This window comes from Bacillus sp. UNC322MFChir4.1 (assembly GCF_000746135.1).
Lineage (GTDB): Bacteria > Bacillota > Bacilli > Bacillales > Bacillaceae_G > Bacillus_A.
Genome location: NZ_JQKQ01000001.1, coordinates 333,414 through 353,616 on the forward strand (window position 1 = coordinate 333,414; position 20,203 = coordinate 353,616).

The 20,203-nt window shown below is 36.1% G+C and carries 23 protein-coding genes; 8 read left to right on the forward strand and 15 right to left on the reverse strand.

Annotated features, from left to right (window positions below; all coding sequences use genetic code 11):
- Positions 1–9: 9 nt before the first annotated feature.
- The 6 genes from deoB to spoIIM form a co-directional block, all read right to left on the reverse strand.
- The gene (gene deoB / locus BR72_RS01630) at positions 10–1,194 is read right to left on the reverse strand and encodes a phosphopentomutase (RefSeq protein WP_035429390.1); all 1,185 of its coding nucleotides are present in this window, start codon (positions 1,192–1,194) and stop codon (positions 10–12) included.
- 778 nt (positions 1,195–1,972) lie between these two features.
- Positions 1,973–2,716 (reverse strand): FixH family protein, encoded by a 744-nt coding sequence (locus BR72_RS01635; protein ID WP_035429391.1) that lies wholly within the window; start codon positions 2,714–2,716, stop codon positions 1,973–1,975.
- A 139-nt stretch (positions 2,717–2,855) separates the two neighbouring features.
- Complete coding sequence (xerD, locus tag BR72_RS01640) at positions 2,856–3,746, reverse strand: site-specific tyrosine recombinase XerD (protein ID WP_035429392.1); 891 nt, start codon at positions 3,744–3,746, stop codon at positions 2,856–2,858.
- A gap of 6 nt (positions 3,747–3,752) precedes the next feature.
- Positions 3,753–3,983, reverse strand: coding sequence for a YqzK family protein (locus BR72_RS01645; protein WP_035429944.1), 231 nt, complete (start codon positions 3,981–3,983; stop codon positions 3,753–3,755).
- 104 nt (positions 3,984–4,087) lie between these two features.
- Positions 4,088–4,543 carry a ferric iron uptake transcriptional regulator gene (fur, locus tag BR72_RS01650; protein WP_035429393.1) on the reverse strand — a complete coding sequence of 152 codons (456 nt, stop codon included), beginning with the start codon at positions 4,541–4,543 and terminating at the stop codon, positions 4,088–4,090.
- 107 nt (positions 4,544–4,650) lie between these two features.
- A complete protein-coding gene (gene spoIIM, locus BR72_RS01655) occupies positions 4,651–5,301 on the reverse strand; it encodes a stage II sporulation protein M (RefSeq protein ID WP_035429394.1) in 651 nt (216 codons plus the stop codon).
- 303 nt (positions 5,302–5,604) lie between these two features.
- Between spoIIM and BR72_RS01660 the strand changes: the two genes are divergently transcribed.
- Positions 5,605–6,156: a GNAT family N-acetyltransferase gene (locus BR72_RS01660; RefSeq protein WP_035429395.1), complete on the forward strand. Its 552-nt coding sequence runs from the start codon at positions 5,605–5,607 to the stop codon at positions 6,154–6,156.
- A gap of 59 nt (positions 6,157–6,215) precedes the next feature.
- Here the strand turns inward: BR72_RS01660 and BR72_RS01665 are convergent, their stop codons facing one another.
- Positions 6,216–6,755 (reverse strand): NUDIX hydrolase, encoded by a 540-nt coding sequence (locus BR72_RS01665; RefSeq protein WP_035429396.1) that lies wholly within the window; start codon positions 6,753–6,755, stop codon positions 6,216–6,218.
- Positions 6,756–6,829: 74 nt separating this feature from the next.
- On the opposite strand from BR72_RS01665, the gene mciZ reads away from it, so the two are divergent.
- Entirely contained in the window at positions 6,830–6,958 is a 129-nt protein-coding gene (mciZ, locus tag BR72_RS01670; RefSeq protein ID WP_035429397.1) for a Z-ring formation inhibitor MciZ, read from the forward strand.
- A 53-nt stretch (positions 6,959–7,011) separates the two neighbouring features.
- On the forward strand, positions 7,012–7,926 hold the full coding sequence (locus BR72_RS01675) for an aldo/keto reductase (RefSeq protein ID WP_035429398.1): 915 nt from the start codon (positions 7,012–7,014) through the stop codon (positions 7,924–7,926).
- A gap of 26 nt (positions 7,927–7,952) precedes the next feature.
- On the opposite strand, the gene BR72_RS01680 is transcribed toward BR72_RS01675, so the two are convergent.
- Positions 7,953–8,780, reverse strand: coding sequence for an aldo/keto reductase (locus BR72_RS01680; RefSeq protein ID WP_035429400.1), 828 nt, complete (start codon positions 8,778–8,780; stop codon positions 7,953–7,955).
- Between the two features lie 211 nt (positions 8,781–8,991).
- Between BR72_RS01680 and BR72_RS01685 the strand changes: the two genes are divergently transcribed.
- Complete coding sequence (locus BR72_RS01685) at positions 8,992–9,738, forward strand: class I SAM-dependent methyltransferase (RefSeq protein ID WP_035429402.1); 747 nt, start codon at positions 8,992–8,994, stop codon at positions 9,736–9,738.
- Between the two features lie 288 nt (positions 9,739–10,026).
- Complete coding sequence (locus BR72_RS01690) at positions 10,027–10,992, forward strand: quinone oxidoreductase family protein (protein WP_035429403.1); 966 nt, start codon at positions 10,027–10,029, stop codon at positions 10,990–10,992.
- Between the two features lie 37 nt (positions 10,993–11,029).
- Here the strand turns inward: BR72_RS01690 and BR72_RS01695 are convergent, their stop codons facing one another.
- Positions 11,030–11,545, reverse strand: a complete 516-nt coding sequence (locus tag BR72_RS01695; RefSeq protein WP_035429405.1) for a GrpB family protein — start codon at positions 11,543–11,545, stop codon at positions 11,030–11,032.
- A gap of 24 nt (positions 11,546–11,569) precedes the next feature.
- Positions 11,570–11,830 carry a YqkE family protein gene (locus tag BR72_RS01700; protein ID WP_035429406.1) on the reverse strand — a complete coding sequence of 87 codons (261 nt, stop codon included), beginning with the start codon at positions 11,828–11,830 and terminating at the stop codon, positions 11,570–11,572.
- A 535-nt stretch (positions 11,831–12,365) separates the two neighbouring features.
- On the opposite strand from BR72_RS01700, the gene BR72_RS01705 reads away from it, so the two are divergent.
- A complete protein-coding gene (locus tag BR72_RS01705; RefSeq protein ID WP_035429407.1) occupies positions 12,366–13,955 on the forward strand; it encodes a bifunctional metallophosphatase/5'-nucleotidase in 1,590 nt (529 codons plus the stop codon).
- 50 nt (positions 13,956–14,005) lie between these two features.
- On the opposite strand, the gene BR72_RS01710 is transcribed toward BR72_RS01705, so the two are convergent.
- A complete protein-coding gene (locus tag BR72_RS01710; RefSeq protein WP_035429408.1) occupies positions 14,006–14,464 on the reverse strand; it encodes a ribbon-helix-helix domain-containing protein in 459 nt (152 codons plus the stop codon).
- A 175-nt stretch (positions 14,465–14,639) separates the two neighbouring features.
- Between BR72_RS01710 and BR72_RS01715 the strand changes: the two genes are divergently transcribed.
- Positions 14,640–15,641 (forward strand): alpha/beta fold hydrolase, encoded by a 1,002-nt coding sequence (locus BR72_RS01715; RefSeq protein WP_035429409.1) that lies wholly within the window; start codon positions 14,640–14,642, stop codon positions 15,639–15,641.
- A 145-nt stretch (positions 15,642–15,786) separates the two neighbouring features.
- Here BR72_RS01715 and BR72_RS01720 read toward each other — a convergent pair whose 3' ends face one another.
- Both BR72_RS01720 and BR72_RS01725 read right to left on the reverse strand, forming a co-directional pair.
- A complete protein-coding gene (locus BR72_RS01720; RefSeq protein WP_035429412.1) occupies positions 15,787–16,731 on the reverse strand; it encodes a LacI family DNA-binding transcriptional regulator in 945 nt (314 codons plus the stop codon).
- Positions 16,732–16,845: 114 nt separating this feature from the next.
- Positions 16,846–18,012: a cation:proton antiporter gene (locus BR72_RS01725; RefSeq protein WP_035429413.1), complete on the reverse strand. Its 1,167-nt coding sequence runs from the start codon at positions 18,010–18,012 to the stop codon at positions 16,846–16,848.
- A gap of 348 nt (positions 18,013–18,360) precedes the next feature.
- On the opposite strand from BR72_RS01725, the gene BR72_RS01730 reads away from it, so the two are divergent.
- Complete coding sequence (locus tag BR72_RS01730; RefSeq protein WP_035429414.1) at positions 18,361–19,284, forward strand: alpha/beta hydrolase; 924 nt, start codon at positions 18,361–18,363, stop codon at positions 19,282–19,284.
- Positions 19,285–19,292: 8 nt separating this feature from the next.
- Here BR72_RS01730 and BR72_RS01735 read toward each other — a convergent pair whose 3' ends face one another.
- On the reverse strand, positions 19,293–19,751 hold the full coding sequence (locus tag BR72_RS01735; RefSeq protein WP_035429415.1) for a DUF4352 domain-containing protein: 459 nt from the start codon (positions 19,749–19,751) through the stop codon (positions 19,293–19,295).
- A 165-nt stretch (positions 19,752–19,916) separates the two neighbouring features.
- On the reverse strand, positions 19,917–20,159 hold the full coding sequence (locus tag BR72_RS01740; RefSeq protein WP_035429417.1) for a DUF2552 family protein: 243 nt from the start codon (positions 20,157–20,159) through the stop codon (positions 19,917–19,919).
- Positions 20,160–20,203 lie beyond the last annotated feature (44 nt).

Here is a 20,203-nt window from a genome sequence, read left to right on the forward strand (position 1 = left end):
ATATTCCTCCTATTTACCTAGCTCGTTTAAGAAACTTTTTCCGTATTTTGGCATTGTTACATTAAAGTTTTCTGCAACTGTTGCACCGATATCAGCAAATGTTTGACGAAGTGGCAATTCTTGTCCACCATTTTTCATACTTGGGCTATATGCTAATAATGGTACATATTCACGCGTATGGTCTGTACCGTAGTGAATTGGGTCATTACCATGGTCAGCTGTAATAAGTAATAAGTCATCTTCTTTTAACTTTTCAAACACTTCAGGAAGGCGTGCATCATATTCTTGTAATGCTTCTCCATATCCTTGAGGATCACGACGATGACCGAACAGTGCATCAAAGTCAACTAGATTTAAAAAGCTTAAACCAGTAAAGTCCATGTTTAATGTATCTACAAGTTTATCCATGCCATCCATGTTGGATTTTGTACGAAGAGACTCTGTTACACCTTCTCCATCATAAATGTCAGAAATTTTGCCAATTGCAATCACATCATAGCTAGAATCTTTTAATTCGTTCATAACTGTGCGACCAAATGGTTTTAAAGCGTAGTCATGACGGTTCGGTGTACGTGTAAAGTTTCCTGGCTCTCCAACGAATGGACGAGCAATCACACGACCAACCATATATTTTTCATCGAGTGTTAACTCTCGTGCAATTTTACAAATGTTATATAATTCTTCAAGTGGTACAACTTCTTCATGAGCAGCAATTTGTAGCACGCTATCAGCAGATGTATACACAATTAATGAACCTGTTTCCATATGCTCTTGTCCAAGCTCATCTAGAATCCCTGTTCCAGAAGCCGGTTTATTCCCAATGATTTTACGCCCTGTTCTCGCTTCTAACTCGTCCAGCAATTCTTTTGGGAATCCTTCTGGGAACACTTGGAATGGCGTATCAATGTATAGGCCCATGATTTCCCAATGTCCTGTCATTGTATCCTTACCCGTAGATTTTTCTTGCATTTTTGTATAACATGCAAGCGGCTTCTCTACTTTCGAAATCCCTTTCATTTCACGGATGTTACCCAAACCTAAATTCATCATGTTTGGCATATGTAATCCATCCATATGCTCTGCAATATGACCTAATGTGTCAGAACCTTTATCGCCATATTTCTCAGCATCTGGTGCTTCTCCAATTCCTACGGAGTCCATTACGATAAGGAAAATACGTTTATATTTGCTCACAACTGTAACCTCCTATATATGCTACTAATGTAGTATGTTCAATTTGCTGTAAAAACTTCCTTCTTCTTCTAAGTCAGATGTCAGACGTCTTATACAGCTATCATAACATGTTCACGCTTTCTTTTTAATAAATTTTTTCACATTTCATATTTTCTACACATTTTATTGTAATCTATTCTTCACAGAAGTGCTAATGAAACTAATATATAAATCCATCTTGGTTTTTTCAACATATAAAGTGAAACTTTAATCAGTGGGGGTTTTTTCATCCCCCACTGATTATTAGTTGAACCAATCGAGCTTTTACAGGCAGTTTATCTCCCACCTAACTTCTTAAGAAAAGCGGAAGCGGCTCGCTCAGAATCACAGGGCGCCCACGCCAAAGACGGAGAGGTGCTTTTTGCCTCGTCCGAGGGGGGCGAAACGGCCGGAGATTCTAGCCGCTAGAGCTGGACAATAAAGAAATGTGGAAGTGGCTCGCCCATCTAAAAAGAAAGGTTTTTTTGTAACTACTCAACCATACACTTCATTAGCAGATAGATTGCTGCCATGAAGATAAAAATGGTAATGCACCTCGCATTTTAAAACTTTGCACGTGGCAGGAAAAGGCCCTGACCGCTTCTATACATAGCCAGTCCTTCTCGACCATTTAAAAAAATTGCTTTTCTGCCTTTTTTTCATAGAGTAACTGAGTAGTTACGGTTTTTTTATTTATTGTTTCAAGTTATATATAACTTGAAACAATAAATAAAAAACAGCTCTTTCAAAGAGCTGTTCCTTACTTCACTTCAACCGTTTCGTCTTTATGGTCATGAAGATCACCTTTTCGTACATGAACCTTCACTTTATATGCGCCTGTTTCTTTAAATGTATGCGTGCTTGTATATTCACCTTTATTCCCTTCTTTTGCTGGAACAAACTCGTGCTTTTCTGAACCATCTTTCCAAATCTCAAGTTGAACTTCCGCACCAGTTAGTGTTTCTTCTTTTTGTTTTACGTGTACTTTCATTGTAGACTCTGTATTTGCTTTTACGCCATCTGCCATAAGATGAATCATAGTCTCACTTTTATGATCACCATGACCTGCCCCGTGACTATCATGAGCTTTCTTTTCTTCTGTTACTTTTGCATTTCCAACAGCTACTTTTACTTCTGGCATTACATGCATATCACGTGCATTTGTATGTGCAATAATATGGTAAACACCTTCAGATGGGAATGTTTTATCAATTGTATAAACGCCGTTCCCTTTATGCTTTGCATTTACCATTTCTTTTTTCTCTTCGCCATTTTTCCAAATTTCAAATTTCACATCATCTGCATCTGTTACTTTCTCTTTCCCTTGTGTAACAATTGCTTGTACTTCTACTTTTTCATTTGGCTTTATTGTTTCAGGATTTGTTTTTACTTCTACTTTTACTTCTTCAAGCGGCTTATCTTTTTTCGCTTTCTCATCCGATTTCGTATTGCAACCAGCTAAGGCTAGCATGGCGATAAATAATGTAATTAAAAGTTTCTTCATTATAACTTCCTCCCTCGTTCTATATTAGTATAGAGGAAATAAACGGTCATATTCTAGCCTTCTGCTGAAAACAATGTACGAAATATTTGTGAAGTTTTTGTGAAGTTTTTTCACCATAATAGCAAAAGGACATGAAAACTCATGCCCTTGGGTGAAACTGTTTATATACATCTTTTAATCTAGTTTTTGAAACATGTGTATAAATTTGTGTTGTTGAAATATCAGCATGCCCGAGCATTTCTTGTACCGCCCTTAAATCTGCTCCATTCTCTAATAAATGCGTTGCAAAAGAATGACGCAACGTATGCGGTGTAAGTTCTTTTTGAATATTAGCTTCTTTTGCAAGTCTCTTTAAAATTTTCCAAAACCCTTGGCGTGATAAACGATTTCCATGATGATTTAAAAAGAGTGCTTCTGCCGTTTTCTTTCCTAATAGTTCTGGTCTTCCCTTTTCAATATAATGCTGAATCGCTTCTGCCGCTAAGCTGCCAAGAGGGATAATTCTCTCTTTATTTCCTTTTCCAACGCAACGAACAAAACCCATTGTTAAATGTACATCAGCTATGTTTAATTCTATTAACTCAGAAACACGTAACCCTGTTGCATATAATAACTCTAGCATAGCCTTATCACGAATTCCGAAGGCACTCGTTGCTTTTGGCGTTTGTAATAATGCTTCTACCTCATCAATAGATAGCACTTTCGGTAATTTCCGCTCAGCTTGAGGCGTTTCAATATGTACAGATGGATCATGTTCTACAACACGTTCACGTAATAAAAATTGATGAAACGATCGTACAGATGCAATGTGACGCGCCATCGTTTTCGAAGATTTATTATTCTCTTTTAGATGATGCAAAAAGTTTACAATATGCATTCGCGTTACATCCTGAAAAGATGTAATCCCCTCTACTTTTTGTAAATACTTCATATAGCTTTTTAGATCACGTTCATATGATACAACTGTATTTTTAGCTAATCCTTTTTCAACAACCATATAATGAATAAAATCTTGTAATTGATCTTCCACTCTTCTCTACTCCCCATTTTCATAGAAAAAAATTATTCTGTTTACGAAAGCATCTTTCACTGGTTCTTCTGTTCCGGATACTTTTTCTACCATTTCTTCCTTCGGTTTTTCATAACGATGATAACTTTCATATTCTTCATTTATCCATAGTATAGCGAAATAAAACAAAATGGTACAACTGGTAAACAATAAAAATACTTTCATACTATCAAAAATAACTTTCATTGCTCGGCGCATTGTAATTTCCTCCAAAATATATGTTATTACAACATATGCCAAGCTTTTCATCATTTATACCTAATTACAAATAAAAAACCTCTTCCTAACTAAATAGGAAAAGGTTAATTTTCTTCTGTTAATTTTTCTTGACAATTTTCACAAATACCGTGGAACGTTAAGCGATGGTCTTTTACTTTAAAGCGCCACTCTTGTTCTACTCTTTTTTCTACTTCGCCAAGTAAATCTTCTTGAATTTCCTCTACTGCACCGCATTCCGTACAAATTAAATGATGATGAAAACGTGATGCTCCTTCTTGGCGTAAGTCATAGCGCGAAACACCGTCACCGAAATTAATCTTGTCGACAATCTTTAACTCGGATAATAACTCCAAAGTCCGATAGACGGTTGCAAGTCCGATCTCTGGCGACTTTTCTTTCACAAGGAGGTAAACATCTTCCGCGCTTAAATGGTCTTCTTCATTTTCTAGCAGCACGCGAACTGTTGCTTCACGTTGTGGTGTTAATTTATAACTCGCTGCATGTAATTGCTTCTTAATTCGATCAATTCTTTCTTCCATTCGGTACTACTCCCTCCCTCGCCACTCTTACCCCATTATATCAGAAGAAGGGCAACTGTCAAAAGAAAAATAATCAAAATTACTTGATAGTAATTCTCAAAGTGTAATTATTTTTTATTAATAGTATCCATGACTTGTTTCATAAAAGTTGGCGATACATACGCTTCAATTCCTGAAGCAACGGCTAATACCACACCGATAATAAGAAAAAAGCAAGTATAGCGCATAAAAAGTGGTAGCAATGGCTCATTTACTTTACGAATGAATTGATGCCTTATCATTCGTAATGAAAAGCTAGCTGCAATCGTCGTCATAATAAGAAACGTCGGTATGATAATTATATTTTGTGGAAGTACAGCTACAAATACTAATAATAGACCGTTCCAACCGAGTTGACTCACTAAAAAGCCTACTGTAAACCCAACAACGACTCCTTTTAAAAATAATAAAATAAAAATAAGTGGTAAACCGATGATGGAAATACCTAAAATCCAAATAAAGCCAATGTATTTCAGTTGCGATAAGTAACTTTCTCGAAACATCTCACCTGCATTTGCAAATTGTCCTTTGGAAACTTGTCCAAAAAAACGACTCAAATAAAAGTATAAATCTTGCTTTTGACTTACTTGTAAACTATTCACAAGAATCGCTCCAAAAATAACGCCCATTAATAAAAGAACTGCTACAAATACATATAGTGAAGAATGCTCTTGTACATGATATGTTATACGATCTTGCCAAGATGATTTCCTTAGCATTTTCATTCCCTCCGTCCTTTCCCTTACTATTTAAATTCATTTTGATTTTCGACATCTTTGTCTAGCTATACAGAAAAAGAACCTACACTCTTTGTTTTCACTTCTCATATGGCAGAATAAGGACCTGACCGCTTCTATGCATGGCCAGATGCTCTCGCCCACCGATAAAAAATGGTTTTATGTCGGTTTTTCAATTTGTATCTATATAGAATGTATGATAGAAAGAAAAAAGTATGACGAATTAACATTGAAATTCCACGCCACTTTGCTAAACTTAAAAGAAGAGAATAGGAGGGATTTCGTTTGAAACAACTATTATTAGATTTTCCAACATTATTTCAGACTGAGCGCTTACAAGTGCGGAAACCGTTCCCAGGTGATGGAGCGGAAGTTTACGAAGCAATTCAAGCTTCTTTAGAAGACCTGCAGCCATGGATGGCTATTACACACGAAACTGAAGAATCAGCAGAATCAGCAGTTAGAGCGGCACATGGAAAATTTTTACTCCGCGAAACATTACCGTTCCATCTATACGAGAAAACATCGGGTACTTTCATCGGTGCACTCACTCTTCATCCAGAAAATTGGGATATCCCAAAGTTTTCTATTAGCTTTTGGATTCATAGTTCTTATACAAAACAAGGATATATGACAGAAGCATTAAAAGGGGCAGTTCAATTCGCTTTCGATAAACTTGGGGCAAAACGTCTTGAAATTCGCTGTGATGCGAATAATACAAACGCACGATTAGTTGCAGAGCGCCTAGAGTTTATTCTAGAAGGTACGCACGAAAATGATTTCCTTGCTCCTGATGGTAGTTTACGTGATACGTGTGTATATGCAAAAATACAATAAAGTAAGTAGCTAGTCATTTTCACATTCTAAAAAAATAAACACTCGCATAAAGCGAGTGTTTATTTTTTTAATTGTAAATATTGAATTGCAAACATTGTCTTTGCATCATGAATACGTTGCTCGTTTATTAGTTGCAGCGCTTCTTCTAATGATACTTCCATTAACTCAACAAACTCATCTTCATCTAGATCCGCTTTGTCCTCTTTCTTTTTCAGGCCAGTTGCTTCATATACGTATACAATTTCATCTGCAAACCCTGGTGAAGTGTAGAATGACGTAATGAGTTCCATATTATCACATATGTACCCTGTTTCTTCTTCTAATTCACGAATTGCTGTGACTTCAGGTTTTTCTCCTTGCTCCAACTTTCCAGCAGGAATTTCTACAAGCGCTTTTTCCATCGCTTTCCGATACTGCTCAACTAACACAATTTTTTTATCATCTGTAATCGCAATAATCGCTACCGCACCAGGATGCTTCACAATTTCACGTTTGCTCGTCTCACCATTTGGCAATACTACTTCATCAACACGAACTTTAATTACTCTTCCATCAAAAATAGGCTCAGTCGCAATCGTTCTTTCTTCAAGATTACTCATAAGACTTCATCTCCCTGTTCTATTTCCTAATCTTTCTTCATACATTCTATCACATTGAAGGGAGCGAGATGAAAATGAAAATATATATTTTACCAAATCGAGTAACGTTAGTCGGAAAAGCTTGGGAAATTCGTCATATGCTAAAACAATATGAACAACGTTATAAAACCGTTCATGACTGGATTACAAATACACAAATGTAAAGTGTTTGTGAAACTCCTTACGCTTTCGTACAATACAAGTAAGGAGGAATATTATGAAAACACGTCAATTAGGAAATTCAGATTTATATGTAAGTGAAATTGGATTTGGATGCATGTCACTTGGGACAAATGAATCGGAAGCCATTCAAATCATTCATGAAGCGTTAGATTTAGGCATTAATTTCTTGGATACAGCCGATTTATATAATTATGGATTAAATGAAGAGTTTGTTGGAAAAGCACTACAAGGGAAACGAGAGCACGTCACCCTTGCCACAAAAGTTGGAAACCGCTGGACAGAAGAAAAAAACGGTTGGTCCTGGGATCCTTCTAAGGCATATATAAAAGAAGAAGTAAAAGAAAGCCTGCGCCGATTAAAGACGGATTATATTGATTTATATCAGTTGCACGGCGGAACAATTGAAGATCATTTCGACGAAATCATTGAAACATTTGAAGAACTAAAACAAGAAGGATTGATTCGTCATTACGGAATTTCTTCCATTCGTCCTAATGTCATTCGCCAATATGCAGAACGCTCTAATATTGTAAGTGTTTTAATGGAATACAGCATGCTTAATCGCCGCCCAGAAGAATGGTTCCCATTCTTACAAGAACACAATATTAGCGTCATTGCCCGCGGTTCACTTGCAAAAGGTTTATTAACTCATAACAATGAACAAAAATTAGCCAAAGTGAAAGAAAAGGACTATCTCTCTTACAGCTTTGATGAAGTAACTCAAGCTGTCTCTCATATAAAAGAAATAACAGATGAGCGCTCACTAACAGAAACCGCACTTCAATATTGCCTGCATAATCCCACAATTGCAGCTCTCATTCCAGGCGCTAGCTCAATTGACCAATTACGTGAAAACATAAAAGCAGGCACTACAAATGCATTGACAGACAAACAATATAAACATATTCAATCACTTTTAAAATTGGATACATATGAATCTCATCGCTAAAAAAGCTACCGAAAATCGGTAGCTTTTTACATCGTATCGTATTTTTCTGGATTTGTTCCTGAACGCTTATTACAATCTAAAGTATCAATTTGGCACACTTCTTCTTCCGTTAATGAAAAATCAAAAATATGAAAATTCTCAGCAATGCGAGATGGTGTAACAGATTTCGGAATTGTTACAATGCCGCTTTGAATATCCCAGCGCAAAATAACTTGAGCAGGTGTTTTCCCATATTTCTTAGCGATTCCTTGAATAATAGGATGCTCAAACACCTCTCCTCCTCGCATAAGTGGGCTCCACGCTTCCATTTGAATTTGTTCTTGCTGACAAAAATTACGAAGTTCAAATTGTGCCAACATCGGATGAAGCTCAACTTGATTCACCATCGGTTTAATGTGACAGTTTGCTAATAAATGCTTTAAATGATGAATATGAAAGTTTGATACACCAATCGCGCGCACTTTCCCTTCTTCATACAATTTTTCTAGTGCACGATATGTATCCACATACTTCCCGCGTATCGGCCAATGAATTAAATATAAATCAACATAATCCATCTGTAATTTCTTTAAACTCATTTCGAAAGCTTTCAGCGTCGTTTCATACCCTTGTTCATCGTTCCATACTTTCGTTGTAATAAACAGCTCTTCCCGAGCAATTCCAAATTCACGAATCGCTTCTCCGACACCGCTTTCATTTTCGTAAATAGTAGCTGTATCAATAGAACGGTATCCAATCTCAAGCGCTGTCTTCACCGCTCGTTTTACTTCTTCTCCTTCTTTCGCCTTATATACTCCTAAACCGAGCATTGGCATTTTTACGCCGTTATGAAGTGTTGTTGTTGAAATATGCATAAAAACCTCCTCCTTTCCTCCATTTCAACAAGAAAAAAATAAAAAGTCAAAAGAAAAGCGGTTTGTTCACATAATCTTGTTATATTAAGAAATAAGCCTGGATTAAATATGTACTAACAACCGTTGATAAACTTTAAAAGGTAGCTTTTGCAGGAAGATAATGAAAAGTATAGAATAGTTGTTTTTATAATTATTAGGGAGGTTTAAGAAAATGGACGTTGAGTCTCTTACCATAAATAAGCATAGTTGGGATGAAGCTGCACACCGTTTTTTTGGTAGAAATCCTCTTCCCGAATATGGGCCACTGGCACCTAGTGAGGAAGAATTAAATTTGTTTGGCGATGTTACCAATTTAAAAGTTTTAGAAATTGGTTGTGGAAGTGGGCATTCATTACAATATATGGACCAGAAGAAAGCTGGTGAATTGTGGGGATTGGACCTGTCAAATAAACAGATAAATGCAGCAAAAATGTTATTAAAGAATTCTAATTCACCGGTAAAGTTATTTGAATCGCCAATGGAGGTTAATCCTGGCTTACCCACTAATTATTTTGACATTGCTTTTTCTATATACGCAATAGGATGGACAACTAATCTAGAAAAAACATTAGCAAATGTTAATAAATATCTTAAACAAGGTGGAATATTTATCTTCAGTTGGGAACATCCAATTTATAACCGTGTAAGTAATACGAACGGTACCCTAACGTTTCAAAAACCCTATCATGAGGAAGGTTCTTATTATCATGAAGCATGGAGTCATCCTGCAATTATGCAACAATATAGACTAAGTACATATATCAATGCATTAATTAACACTGGATTTAAAATTGAAAGAGTGGTTGAGGATGTTTGCCTGTCCGATGAAGATATTCAAAGGCACTCAAACAGATGGTATTCCTATGAGAAAGCAAAAGCGCTTCCCACTACCGTTATTATTAAAAGTCAAAAGTTGTAGTTTATGAGATTTTTCATATTTGATTTTCTTTTCTTATGCAATTGGACATGTTTGTGGAACAAGAAGGAAAAGGGTGGTACATATTAGTCACGGCTAATATGTACCACCCTTTATTTTTTATGACTTTATATATTTTAGACAATTTCAAACCAACACTAGAGTATCTGCCCATACATAGAAGCAAGCAATTCCTTTCCCACTTTTTCCAAAGCGTAATTCCTTGCTTTCTTCAACCTTTTATCTTACAGTGTAAGCGTAAAATAAAATACACAAAGTAGAGGAAAAAAAATGAAAGCTCTTGTATTTAACACATTTGGAGAACCAGAAGTATTACAATATAAAGAAATCCCTAATCCTGCTATCGGACCTAATGAAATTCTTGTAAAAATGAAAGCAATTGGCTTAAATTTTGCCGATGTTTATAGAAGAAAAGGTAATTATCATCTTGCCGGTAAACCGCCATACATTTTAGGTTATGAAGGCGCTGGAATTGTAGAAATGGTCGGAACTGATGTTACAACCATCAAGCAAGGAGACTCTATTGCATTTGCAGATGTTCCTTATGCAAATGCAGAGCTTGTAGCGGTTCCAATAGAGAAAGCAATTCCACTTCCTGAACATATTTCACATGAAACTGCTGCTTCTATTTTACTTCAAGGTTTAACAGCTCACTATTTAACCCGAGATAGCTATGCGGTAAAAGAAGGTGATATTGTACTCGTACACGCCGCTGCCGGTGGTGTCGGCCAGCTTCTTGTACAAATTATAAAATTACTAGGCGGTAAAGTGATCGCACTTACTTCTTCTATTCAAAAAGCAAAAGCTGCCGAAGCTGTTGGTGCAGACTGGGCCTTTTTATATGAGGATGATTGGAAACAGAAAGTCATGCATGTGACAAACGGAAAAGGTGTCGATGTCGTATATGAATCGGTTGGTTCTACGTTGATGGACAGCTTTGAAGCGACACGCATTGGAGGAACCGTTGTTTTTTACGGAATGGCAGGAGGCGATCCAGCACCTGTAGACCCGCGCATGCTTATGGATACATCTAAGACGCTAACCGGCGGAGATTTATGGAATGTACTCACGTCTCGTAACGAACGCGTTCTTCGTTCTAACGAGCTGTTCATATGGATTCAACAAGGAAAAATCGAGTTATCTAAACCAACTACATTTTCATTAAGCGAAGGTGCAAAAGCACACCATTATTTAGAAAGTCGAAAAAGCACAGGAAAGATTTTATTAATTCCATAAAGCAATAATAAAAATAACGTGCCACACACATGGCACGTTATTTTTTATTCATCCACTCTAGCGCTCTTTGTTCCCTCTCACGAACAAATGCATCTTTTCCTTCAATATACTGCTCAATGTCATATGTAAATTGTTTCGCGAGCTCTTGCTTTAGCGTTGCATACGCCTCAGCTTCTTCACAATGCTCCATCATGTAATCGCGAAAAGAGAGATGACGGATAATTTCTTGATTTCCTGTTTCATACACATGTAAATGATAGCTTCGCTTTTCTTCCGTACCGTGTATGTAGAAACGCCGTCCCGAAATACCATTTTCACCTTTTGGTGTATAACCTAGTTTTTGGAGTACATCATTCCAACTATCCACTTTGTCAATATTCGTAACTTCCATAATCATATCAATAATGGGTTTTGCGGCTAATCCTGGAACGGATGTACTACCAATATGGTGAACTTTCACATGTTCTGGCATTGCTTCCTTTAAACGTTTCGCTTCTTTCTGAAATTTTTCTGCCCAGTGATTTTCATAGGGCATTACTTCCACCTTTCTCATGCCCATCCCCCTTATATTCTTTTCTTACTTAAAGTCTTTCCATGATAAAGCACTTTCACTTAATAATTCTTCAAATGATTTATTTTTTTCACGTTCACGCTGTTCCTTACGCTTTCTCTCTAACTCCATTTCCTGTTTCTGTACTTCTTGCTCTTTCAGCTCTTTCTGTTTACTTTTTAGCTGCTTCATTAAAGCTTCGTTCAATTGATCCCCAATTGTTATTGATTCCTTTTCCATTTTCATTGCTGTTTGGTTCTGCGTACGCTTTTGTTTTTTCTTTGCCATAATGTAATCACCTTTTATCTTTTTCTTTATTATAGTAGAAAGTGTAAATTAGCAGCAACTAATAGAGCAGTATCACTATTAAGTGGTACTAATCTTACCTCTCTATATACAAGTAAAAAAACATCCTTCTTTTAATTGTAGATTATTTTTTATTCTACATAACCGCCCACTTTGATTTTTTAACAGACAAATCGTAACTATGCAAAATATTACACGTTCGCTACTGGCCTACTCCTTTTGGTGCAAGGGTGGAAAAGCCCCTGACTGCTTCTATGCGCGGCCAGCCGCTCTCGTCCCCCTCTAAAAAAGGGTTTTTATGTCGATTTTAAAATTCGTATTTATGTATATATTGAATATCAAAATAGGTTTATAGAGTTAACCGCTTACAATTAATTGTTTATTTTCTATATAAAAACAAAAGTTTTTTTTGTGAATTCTCTTAAAACATCATAATTTTTATAGATTGTTTTCTCATAATCTATTAAAATTATGTCGTATGATGTCAGATTTATATAAAAGGGGAGAAACAAAAAACATGTGGAAAAAAATTATACCTGCCGTCGCTGTTTTAAGTACTGTTACATTTTCAAGCGTATTTGCAGCACCACCAACTTCTACACCAGCACAGGAAAATCGTTATATTGACGTTCAAATGCTAGGTATTAATGACTTTCATGGTCAATTGGACACTGTGAAAAAATTAAACAATAAGGATGTAGGTGGTGTCGAGTACTTAGCTGCACACTTACGTAATCGCGAAAAACAAAACCCAAATACGCTACTTGTTCATGCTGGAGATGCAGTTGGTGCAAGTCCACCAGTTTCAGCTTTATTACAAGATGAACCAACAATGGAAATCTTCAATGACCTTGGCTTTGATGTTGGAACCATTGGTAACCATGAATTTGATGAAGGTATAGACGAAATGCGTCGCCTTATTTATGGCGGTTATCATGAAAAAACTGGAAATTTTAAAGGTGCTCAGTTTCCTTACGTTGCAGCCAATGTTTACAATAAAACAACAGGACGCTTATTTTTACCACCATTTACAGTAAAAATGGTACAAGGAGTTCCGGTTGGTTTTATTGGTGTTGTTACAACTGAAACACCAAACGTTGTTATACCGAAAATGATTGAAAATGTACAGTTCACAGATGAAGTAGAAGCAATTAACAAGTCTGCCGCACAATTAAAACGATTAGGCGTAAAAGCAATTGTTGTACTAGCACACAATCCTGGTACAACGGATGATAAAGGGATTACAGATGGAGATCTTGTTCGCTTAGCTCAAAATACCGACTCAGAAGTAGATGTCATTTTTGGCGGTCATAACCATGCATATGTAAACGGCACTGTAAACGGAAAACTTATTGTACAAGCTTATTCGTACGGCATGGCTTTCGCAGATGTTGATTTAAAAATTGATAAGAAAACAAAAGATATTGTAGAGAAAAAGGCTGAGATTGTTTCAACGTCCCATGACGGCATCCAACCAGATCCGCAAATTAAGAAAAAAATGGAACAGTATCAAGCAAAAGTCGCTCCTCTTGTAAGTGAAGTTATCGGTAAATCTGCAGTTGCTTTAGATAGAACACAATCACCAGCTGGGGAATCTACGCTTGGTAACTTAATAGCTGATGCACAGCGCAGTGCGATGAATGGCCAAATTGCCATTATGAATCCTGGTGGTATTCGCAACGATTTAGATGCTGGAGATATTACGTGGGGAGAATTATATGGCATTCAACCTTTTGGAAATCAATTAATAAAGTCAACATTGACAGGAAAAGATATTCGTGACATTTTAAATCAGCAGTGGCAAAAAGATAGAACACGTATGCTCCAAATTTCTGGTATCACATATAAATGGGATGATAGTAAAGCAGTTGGTGAAAAAGTCGCTGATGTGCATTTAGCAAATGGTGAAGCACTTGTTGATTCACAAACATATACTGTCGTAGCAAATGCCTTTTTAGCTTCTGGTGGGGATGGTTTTGTTTCATTTAGAAACGGAAAAAATCCAGAAACAGGACCAAATGATTTAGAAGCACTAGTAGATTATGTGAAACAAGCAAAATCACCAATTGAAGCAAAAATTGAAGGTCGTATTCAAAAAATAAATTAGTCATTATAAAATTGATTTATATAGTTGGATAAAAGCGGGAGCTCCCGCTTTTATTCTTTTTCACGATATCTTTTTAAATATTCTTCCAGAGCAACTTCAACAACTTTAGACTTGTGTACACCATTTCTAATAGAAAAACAGTCTAGCTGTTCTAAAGTTTGTTTTGACAAAGAGAACGTACGTCTTTTTTTCTCTCCTGTTTGGACAGAAGTAATACACATTCCATACTCCTGTTTTTGCAGCAACTTATAAATACTTTGCAATTGTTCATAAATAAGACGTTGATAATCTATTTTTTCTCGCTGTATGCTCGCAGCTTCTTTTAATTGTAAATGACGTGGTTCTTCTCCCTCCCCAACAAACATCCTTTTTTTCTGCCCACTATCATATTCATATCCGAGCAATCGTAATTTCTTTGATAGTGTATATGGACTCATTTCTAGTCGTTTCGCAACCATTGCGATCGATTCATGATTATTTAAGCGATCAATAATCTCACCAATATCCACCTCATTCCACCTCTCTTATACATAACTTGAAACTCCTATCTTTAAGCATTTTACTTCTCATTCATACAGGATAAAGTTATTATGTTATGATACAATGATTTCTTATTAATATATTTAGTATATGATGACAAATCGACACCGTTCACTATATCGCACTCGAAAGGAGGTCTCTCTCATGTTCAATCGCAGCGGCACCCCCTCTTTTTACGATAAAAATAAACAATTGATTCCAAATAGCATTGCTACAATTGAAACTGTTCTTATAAACAATCGTAAACAATCGTTGCTTATTCGTGGGCAAGATCTCAATCAACCTCTTTTATTATGTTTGCACGGTGGACCAGGAATGGCTCATATTGGGTTTGTACGCCATTTTCAAGTAGAACTTGAGAAACATTTTATTGTTGTCAACTGGGATCAACGCGGAGCAGGAAAATCCTTTTCATGGCGAGATTTCAAAGAGCCCCTAACAATTGAGCAATTTATTTTGGATACACATAAACTAATCGATTATCTGCTAAACAAGTTTCAAAAAAAGAAGTTATTTCTTCTTGGGCACTCCTGGGGTAGCATTATTGGATTATCTGCTGCACAGCAATCTCCTCAATCTATCGAAGCCTATATTGGAGTTGGTCAAATTGTGCATATGAAGCAAAATGAGACGTTACTTTTTGAACATTTAATTCGATCCGCAAAAAAGCATAGACATGACCGGGCGCTCGCATCCTTAAAAAAGCTTGGAAAACCACCATTTCTAGATACAAAACGACTGCTTATTCAAAGGAAATGGCTTGGTATCTTTGGTGGTGCTACTCAAAATGGGACATTTTTTTCGTTCATTCGAAAAGGATTTTTCTCATCTGAATACACATTAATAGATTGGATAAAATTTTTTAGCGGAAGTATAAAATCCGGCGAATTATGGAAGGAAATGTTAACTATTGATTTCTTTTCACAAATTCCAAGCGTATCGTTTCCTGTCTATTTTTGCTCTGGGCGCTATGACTATCAAACGCCTTATGCACTTGTCCAACAATATTGCAATGTTTTGAAAGCTCCGATTAAAAAAATGATTTGGTTTCCTAACTCAGCCCACTCTCCACATTTTGAAGAACATGAACGTTTTACAGAAACGTTACTTGAAATTAAACAAGAGCACTTCTTGCTACACCCGTGAATACTTCGATTTTTTCTATATTTCATGAAACGGATTATGCACTGCAAGAAGCATGCTTCTTGTTCAAAATGAAACTCCCATCAAACCGGATTCTAGCTGTCTACAAAGAGAAAAATAGAAAAAGGTGCGTGTACTCACGCACCTTTCATCTTGTTGATCCTCTCTCAATTAGTTCGAAATCTAAATTTACTATCTCATGGTTATCTTCTACCTTTTTTATTTTTGCAATTAATTTCTGGATAGCTACTGCCCCTATACTTGTGATTGGCCGAGCAATCGTCGTTAATGACGGTGTAGACCACTCTCCTTGCATAGTTCCATTTAAACCAATAACTTGCAAATATTCTGGAATAGAGATATGTAATGTTTGCGCAGCACGGATAAAATCAATTCCGGCGGTATCACTACAAGTGACGATGCCATCTATATATGGATGTTTTCGCAATACTTCCGCAGCAATTTGTTCTGAATTTTCCTCTCTTCTATACATTTCGATCACTCGGTAAGATATGTTTTTCTCCCAAACCGCATCTAAAAAACCAGCGAAATGTTCCTCCATTGCTTCATGACTCGGTCCTTCATGAATATAAGCAAGAAAGTGGCATCCTTTCTCTTTTAATAACGAAACAGCTTGTATTGCTCCATTATAGTACTGTGAAATCATTTCCTCGCTTGAATCGATAATTACAAACGGAACTGATACTCTTTCTTTTTGTAATCCTTCATATACATCACGCGTCATAAGGATACCAGCAATATTATTTTGCTCCAATATATCCATATAACCATGCTTGTGCTCCATATTACATATAACGATTTGATATCCTTCTTTGTAAGCTTCTTCTTCAATAACCGTAAGCAAGGATAAAGATGCTGGATCTTGTATGTTAGATACAAGTAAAGCAATCATGGTGGAAGACTTTTTAAATAAAGCTTTAGCCACCGCATTTGGTTTATACTGCAACTCCTCAATTGCTTTCTTCACTTGTTTGACTGTATCTTCATGTACATATCCTTTTTCATTTAACACTCGTGAAACTGTTGCGACTGAAACTCCCGCCAACTTTGCAACATCGCGAATCGTTGCCACTTCTTCACCCCTCAACATGGAAATGCTTTACATTTACACCGTAAAACAAATTAAATGGTACGTCAAGAATATTATTTTATATTTCTGAAAATTGTTACATAAAAAAAGAAGTGCTTACACAGCACTTCTTCCCTCTTTCAATTGTTTATCTTTTATCGCAAATGTTTTCTTCAACATCGGCGGTGTAATCATCGTTGTTAAAATAACAACAATAACGATTGCTGTAAAATAATCTTGTGCTAATAACCCTGACGCAAGACCTTGCCCAGCAATAATGAGCGCTACTTCACCGCGGGAAACCATTCCAGAACCAATGATTGTAGAAGACTGTAAATCAAATCCTGTCATACGCGCTCCAAGACCACAGCCAATTAATTTCGTTAATACAGCAATCACCGTTAAAATGACAATAAACCCAACTTTATCCCCAATTCCTGCAAATGTAATATTCATCCCAATACTTACAAAGAAAATAGGAACAAACATTGCGTATGCAATTGGTTCAACTTTCTTCTCAACTTCATGTTTATAATCTGTTTGAGAAATTGCAATCCCTGCCGCAAACGCTCCGATAATGCCAGCTATTCCTAATAATTCTCCGAAATATGCAAAAGAAAAACAAATAATAAGAGCTGTACTAATAATAGATTCCGACACACGAAGCGGAGAAAGCCAGCGCATAATCATCGGAACGCCCTTCCATCCAATTAGGATAATAGCTGCAAAGAAGACAACTTTTTTCAAAATAACCATAGTTAAATTTACATCATCTGCACCTAAGAAGCTCATTGCAAATGCAAGTAAAATAACAACAAGAATATCATCAAACACCGCTGCGCCAAGCATTGTTGTACTTTCACGTGTTTTCATTTTCCCTAAATCTCGAAGCGTTTGTACTGAGATACTAACGCTAGTTGCACAAAGAAGTAAGCCTAAAAATACCGCATTCGCTTGCTCCATTCCCATAATAAGACCGGCAACATAGCCACCTACAAACGGGAAAATAATTCCCCCAACTGCTACTGCAAAAGAAGAGTTACGGTTTTCATTCAGTTCTTTTAAGTCCGTTTCTAAACCGGCCATAAACATGAGAAGAATAACCCCAACCTCACTTAATTGCCTTAGTAAATCCGTATTATCAATTAACCCCAGCACTGCAGGACCAATTATAATACCTACAATAAGTTTTCCAAGTACAGATGGTTGTCCTAGTCTAACACTTAAGTCACCAGCAAGTTTTGTACTTAACAAAATTACTGCTAATTGAAAGAAAAATATCATCTCATCGCTCCTTTTCTTATTTTACTCATTAAAATAACTATATATGATTTATACTGGTCTGTGAAATTATCAAATATGTACCTTTACGTAATGATTGCGTTTATTTATTTCCAATAATTTCTTCTTATAAAAAAACTTCCTATTTATAAAACAAAGATATTTTTCTTATTCAATCCCTTTATAAATCTTACAAAAAAAATTTCCAAACTAAATTTCATGTAATATTATATCCCTATTGTAGTCAATTTTCTATTTTTCTCACTCCTTTCCGCTTGCCGTTCTCACCTTTTTATTTGGTTATGATACAATGTAATTATTATATGTACTGTAACTTGGAGGAGAGAGAGTATGAAAGCGTTTTCGAAAGCATTATTAACGATAATTGGTACTCTTATTGGAATTGGCATTTTCTTTACGAATAAAGTTATGTATTTAAAGAAAAAAACAGAAGAAGAGATTTTAGAACGTGAAACAAAACAGCATTTTCGCTTGGAGGATTATGAAGCCATGCAGAAAGAAGAAGTATGCCTCTCTTCTCAATTTGGTTATAACATTCATGGTTACTTTATTCCTGTTAACCATTCAAATAAGTTCATGATTTTTTGTCACGGCGTCACCGTCAACAAAATAAATTCTATAAAGTATGCAAATTTATTTTTAAACAGAGGATTCAACGTATTTATTTATGATCATCGCCGCCACGGCCAAACAGGAGGCAAAACAACAAGTTATGGCTACTACGAAAAACACGATTTAAAGACGGTGGTAGATTGGCTCAAACAACGATTCGGTTCAAATATTACGCTTGGTATCCATGGTGAATCAATGGGAGCAGCAACGTTATTACAATATGCAGGTATGGTCGAGGACGGAGCTGATTTTTACATCGCTGATTGTCCGTTCTCTGATTTTTACGAACAGCTTCATTATCGTTTAAAGGTTGAGTTTCATTTACCAAAATGGCCTCTTTTACCACTCGCTAATACGTTTTTGAAAGTACGTGATGGTTATACAATTCGGGAGGTTTCTCCAATTGATTGTGTGAAAAACATAAAAAATCCTGTATTGTTCATCCATAGTAAAGATGACGATTACATTTTATGCAATATGACACAATCATTGTATGAGGCAAAGGAAGGTGCAAAAGAACTCTTTATTGCTGAAAAAGGTGCTCATGCTTGTTCTTATGCAGAAAATAGAGAAGAATATGAATATGCTGTTGATCACTTTTTAACAACATACGTAAACGAAACAAAAAACAGGCTCGCATAAGCCTGTTTTTATTTTAACGAAATAACAATTGGTTTATCTTTAGCAAACGAAGGAGCAAACAATAATTCAGATGCTCTCTCTTCTTTAGGTATTTCAAATATAATGCCCGATTGCAATGTATCGTATGATTTTAACTTTCTATCATGCAATATGCTTGTATTCCCTTTCGTTTGAACAGCTCCATATATTTTCCCGGTCTCTGAAATAACATTAAACTGCGCCTGCTTTACAATAATACTTTTATTTCTACTGTTCTTTAACGAAAAGTTTACGACAAGAAGCGTGTAATCATTTTTTGCAGTCCATACATCATAATGCGGTACACGACTTATATTTTTAATAACAAGATCTATTTGATGAGCGGATAAAATACCTTTTACACTTGATCGATTAGCTTGCTCTTCTTTATTGCATCCGGCTATGCAAAAGGAAATGATAATACTTATTATAAACAATCGTTTCCGCAACAACTTCCACCTTCTTTGCTGTTTCTATCGGTTGTATGTTGCACACATTGTATGTTTTTATGCATTAGAAACTACACCACAAAGAGGCTCATTCATTTCCAAATGAATGAGCCTCTTTCCTATCCCAACCAACAGCAAAAGTTTTCTTAGATTCACAATGGCCTATTACGCCAATACATCTGTAACTTGATCCATATTTTCAGAAATCCACTTTATTGCTTCATCAAGTGATGAAAACTCTGTTGTTTGAAATGTTACTTCATCTTGTAATAACCATACATCCTTTACTTCCTGCTGCACACCGGCAATTGACCAATGAAGTAAACTGTAGGGATGGTTATCATTTAAAAACGATACCCACGTTCGCTCTGTTGCGATATTTTGTAATGTACGTAATTGTTTTTTCATGTTTATGTTCACCTTAATATGTTTTCAGTATATAACTTATTATA

What these genes read in the sequence shown, in the direction of transcription:
- BR72_RS01740 (WP_035429417.1), bottom strand. Translation starts at nt 20,159, where the DNA reads ATGAAAAAACAATTACGTACATTACAAAATATCGCAACAGAGCGAACG.
- BR72_RS01685 (WP_035429402.1), top strand. Translation starts at nt 8,992, where the DNA reads ATGGACGTTGAGTCTCTTACCATAAATAAGCATAGTTGGGATGAAGCT.
- BR72_RS01680 (WP_035429400.1), bottom strand. Translation starts at nt 8,780, where the DNA reads ATGCATATTTCAACAACAACACTTCATAACGGCGTAAAAATGCCAATG.
- fur (WP_035429393.1), bottom strand. Translation starts at nt 4,543, where the DNA reads ATGGAAGAAAGAATTGATCGAATTAAGAAGCAATTACATGCAGCGAGT.
- BR72_RS01690 (WP_035429403.1), top strand. Translation starts at nt 10,027, where the DNA reads ATGAAAGCTCTTGTATTTAACACATTTGGAGAACCAGAAGTATTACAA.
- BR72_RS01730 (WP_035429414.1), top strand. Translation starts at nt 18,361, where the DNA reads ATGAAAGCGTTTTCGAAAGCATTATTAACGATAATTGGTACTCTTATT.
- mciZ (WP_035429397.1), top strand. Translation starts at nt 6,830, where the DNA reads ATGAAAATATATATTTTACCAAATCGAGTAACGTTAGTCGGAAAAGCT.
- spoIIM (WP_035429394.1), bottom strand. Translation starts at nt 5,301, where the DNA reads ATGCTAAGGAAATCATCTTGGCAAGATCGTATAACATATCATGTACAA.
- BR72_RS01645 (WP_035429944.1), bottom strand. Translation starts at nt 3,983, where the DNA reads ATGCGCCGAGCAATGAAAGTTATTTTTGATAGTATGAAAGTATTTTTA.
- BR72_RS01700 (WP_035429406.1), bottom strand. Translation starts at nt 11,830, where the DNA reads ATGGCAAAGAAAAAACAAAAGCGTACGCAGAACCAAACAGCAATGAAA.
- BR72_RS01635 (WP_035429391.1), bottom strand. Translation starts at nt 2,716, where the DNA reads ATGAAGAAACTTTTAATTACATTATTTATCGCCATGCTAGCCTTAGCT.
- BR72_RS01695 (WP_035429405.1), bottom strand. Translation starts at nt 11,545, where the DNA reads ATGAGAAAGGTGGAAGTAATGCCCTATGAAAATCACTGGGCAGAAAAA.
- BR72_RS01715 (WP_035429409.1), top strand. Translation starts at nt 14,640, where the DNA reads ATGTTCAATCGCAGCGGCACCCCCTCTTTTTACGATAAAAATAAACAA.
- BR72_RS01675 (WP_035429398.1), top strand. Translation starts at nt 7,012, where the DNA reads ATGAAAACACGTCAATTAGGAAATTCAGATTTATATGTAAGTGAAATT.
- BR72_RS01665 (WP_035429396.1), bottom strand. Translation starts at nt 6,755, where the DNA reads ATGAGTAATCTTGAAGAAAGAACGATTGCGACTGAGCCTATTTTTGAT.
- BR72_RS01705 (WP_035429407.1), top strand. Translation starts at nt 12,366, where the DNA reads ATGTGGAAAAAAATTATACCTGCCGTCGCTGTTTTAAGTACTGTTACA.
- BR72_RS01725 (WP_035429413.1), bottom strand. Translation starts at nt 18,012, where the DNA reads ATGATATTTTTCTTTCAATTAGCAGTAATTTTGTTAAGTACAAAACTT.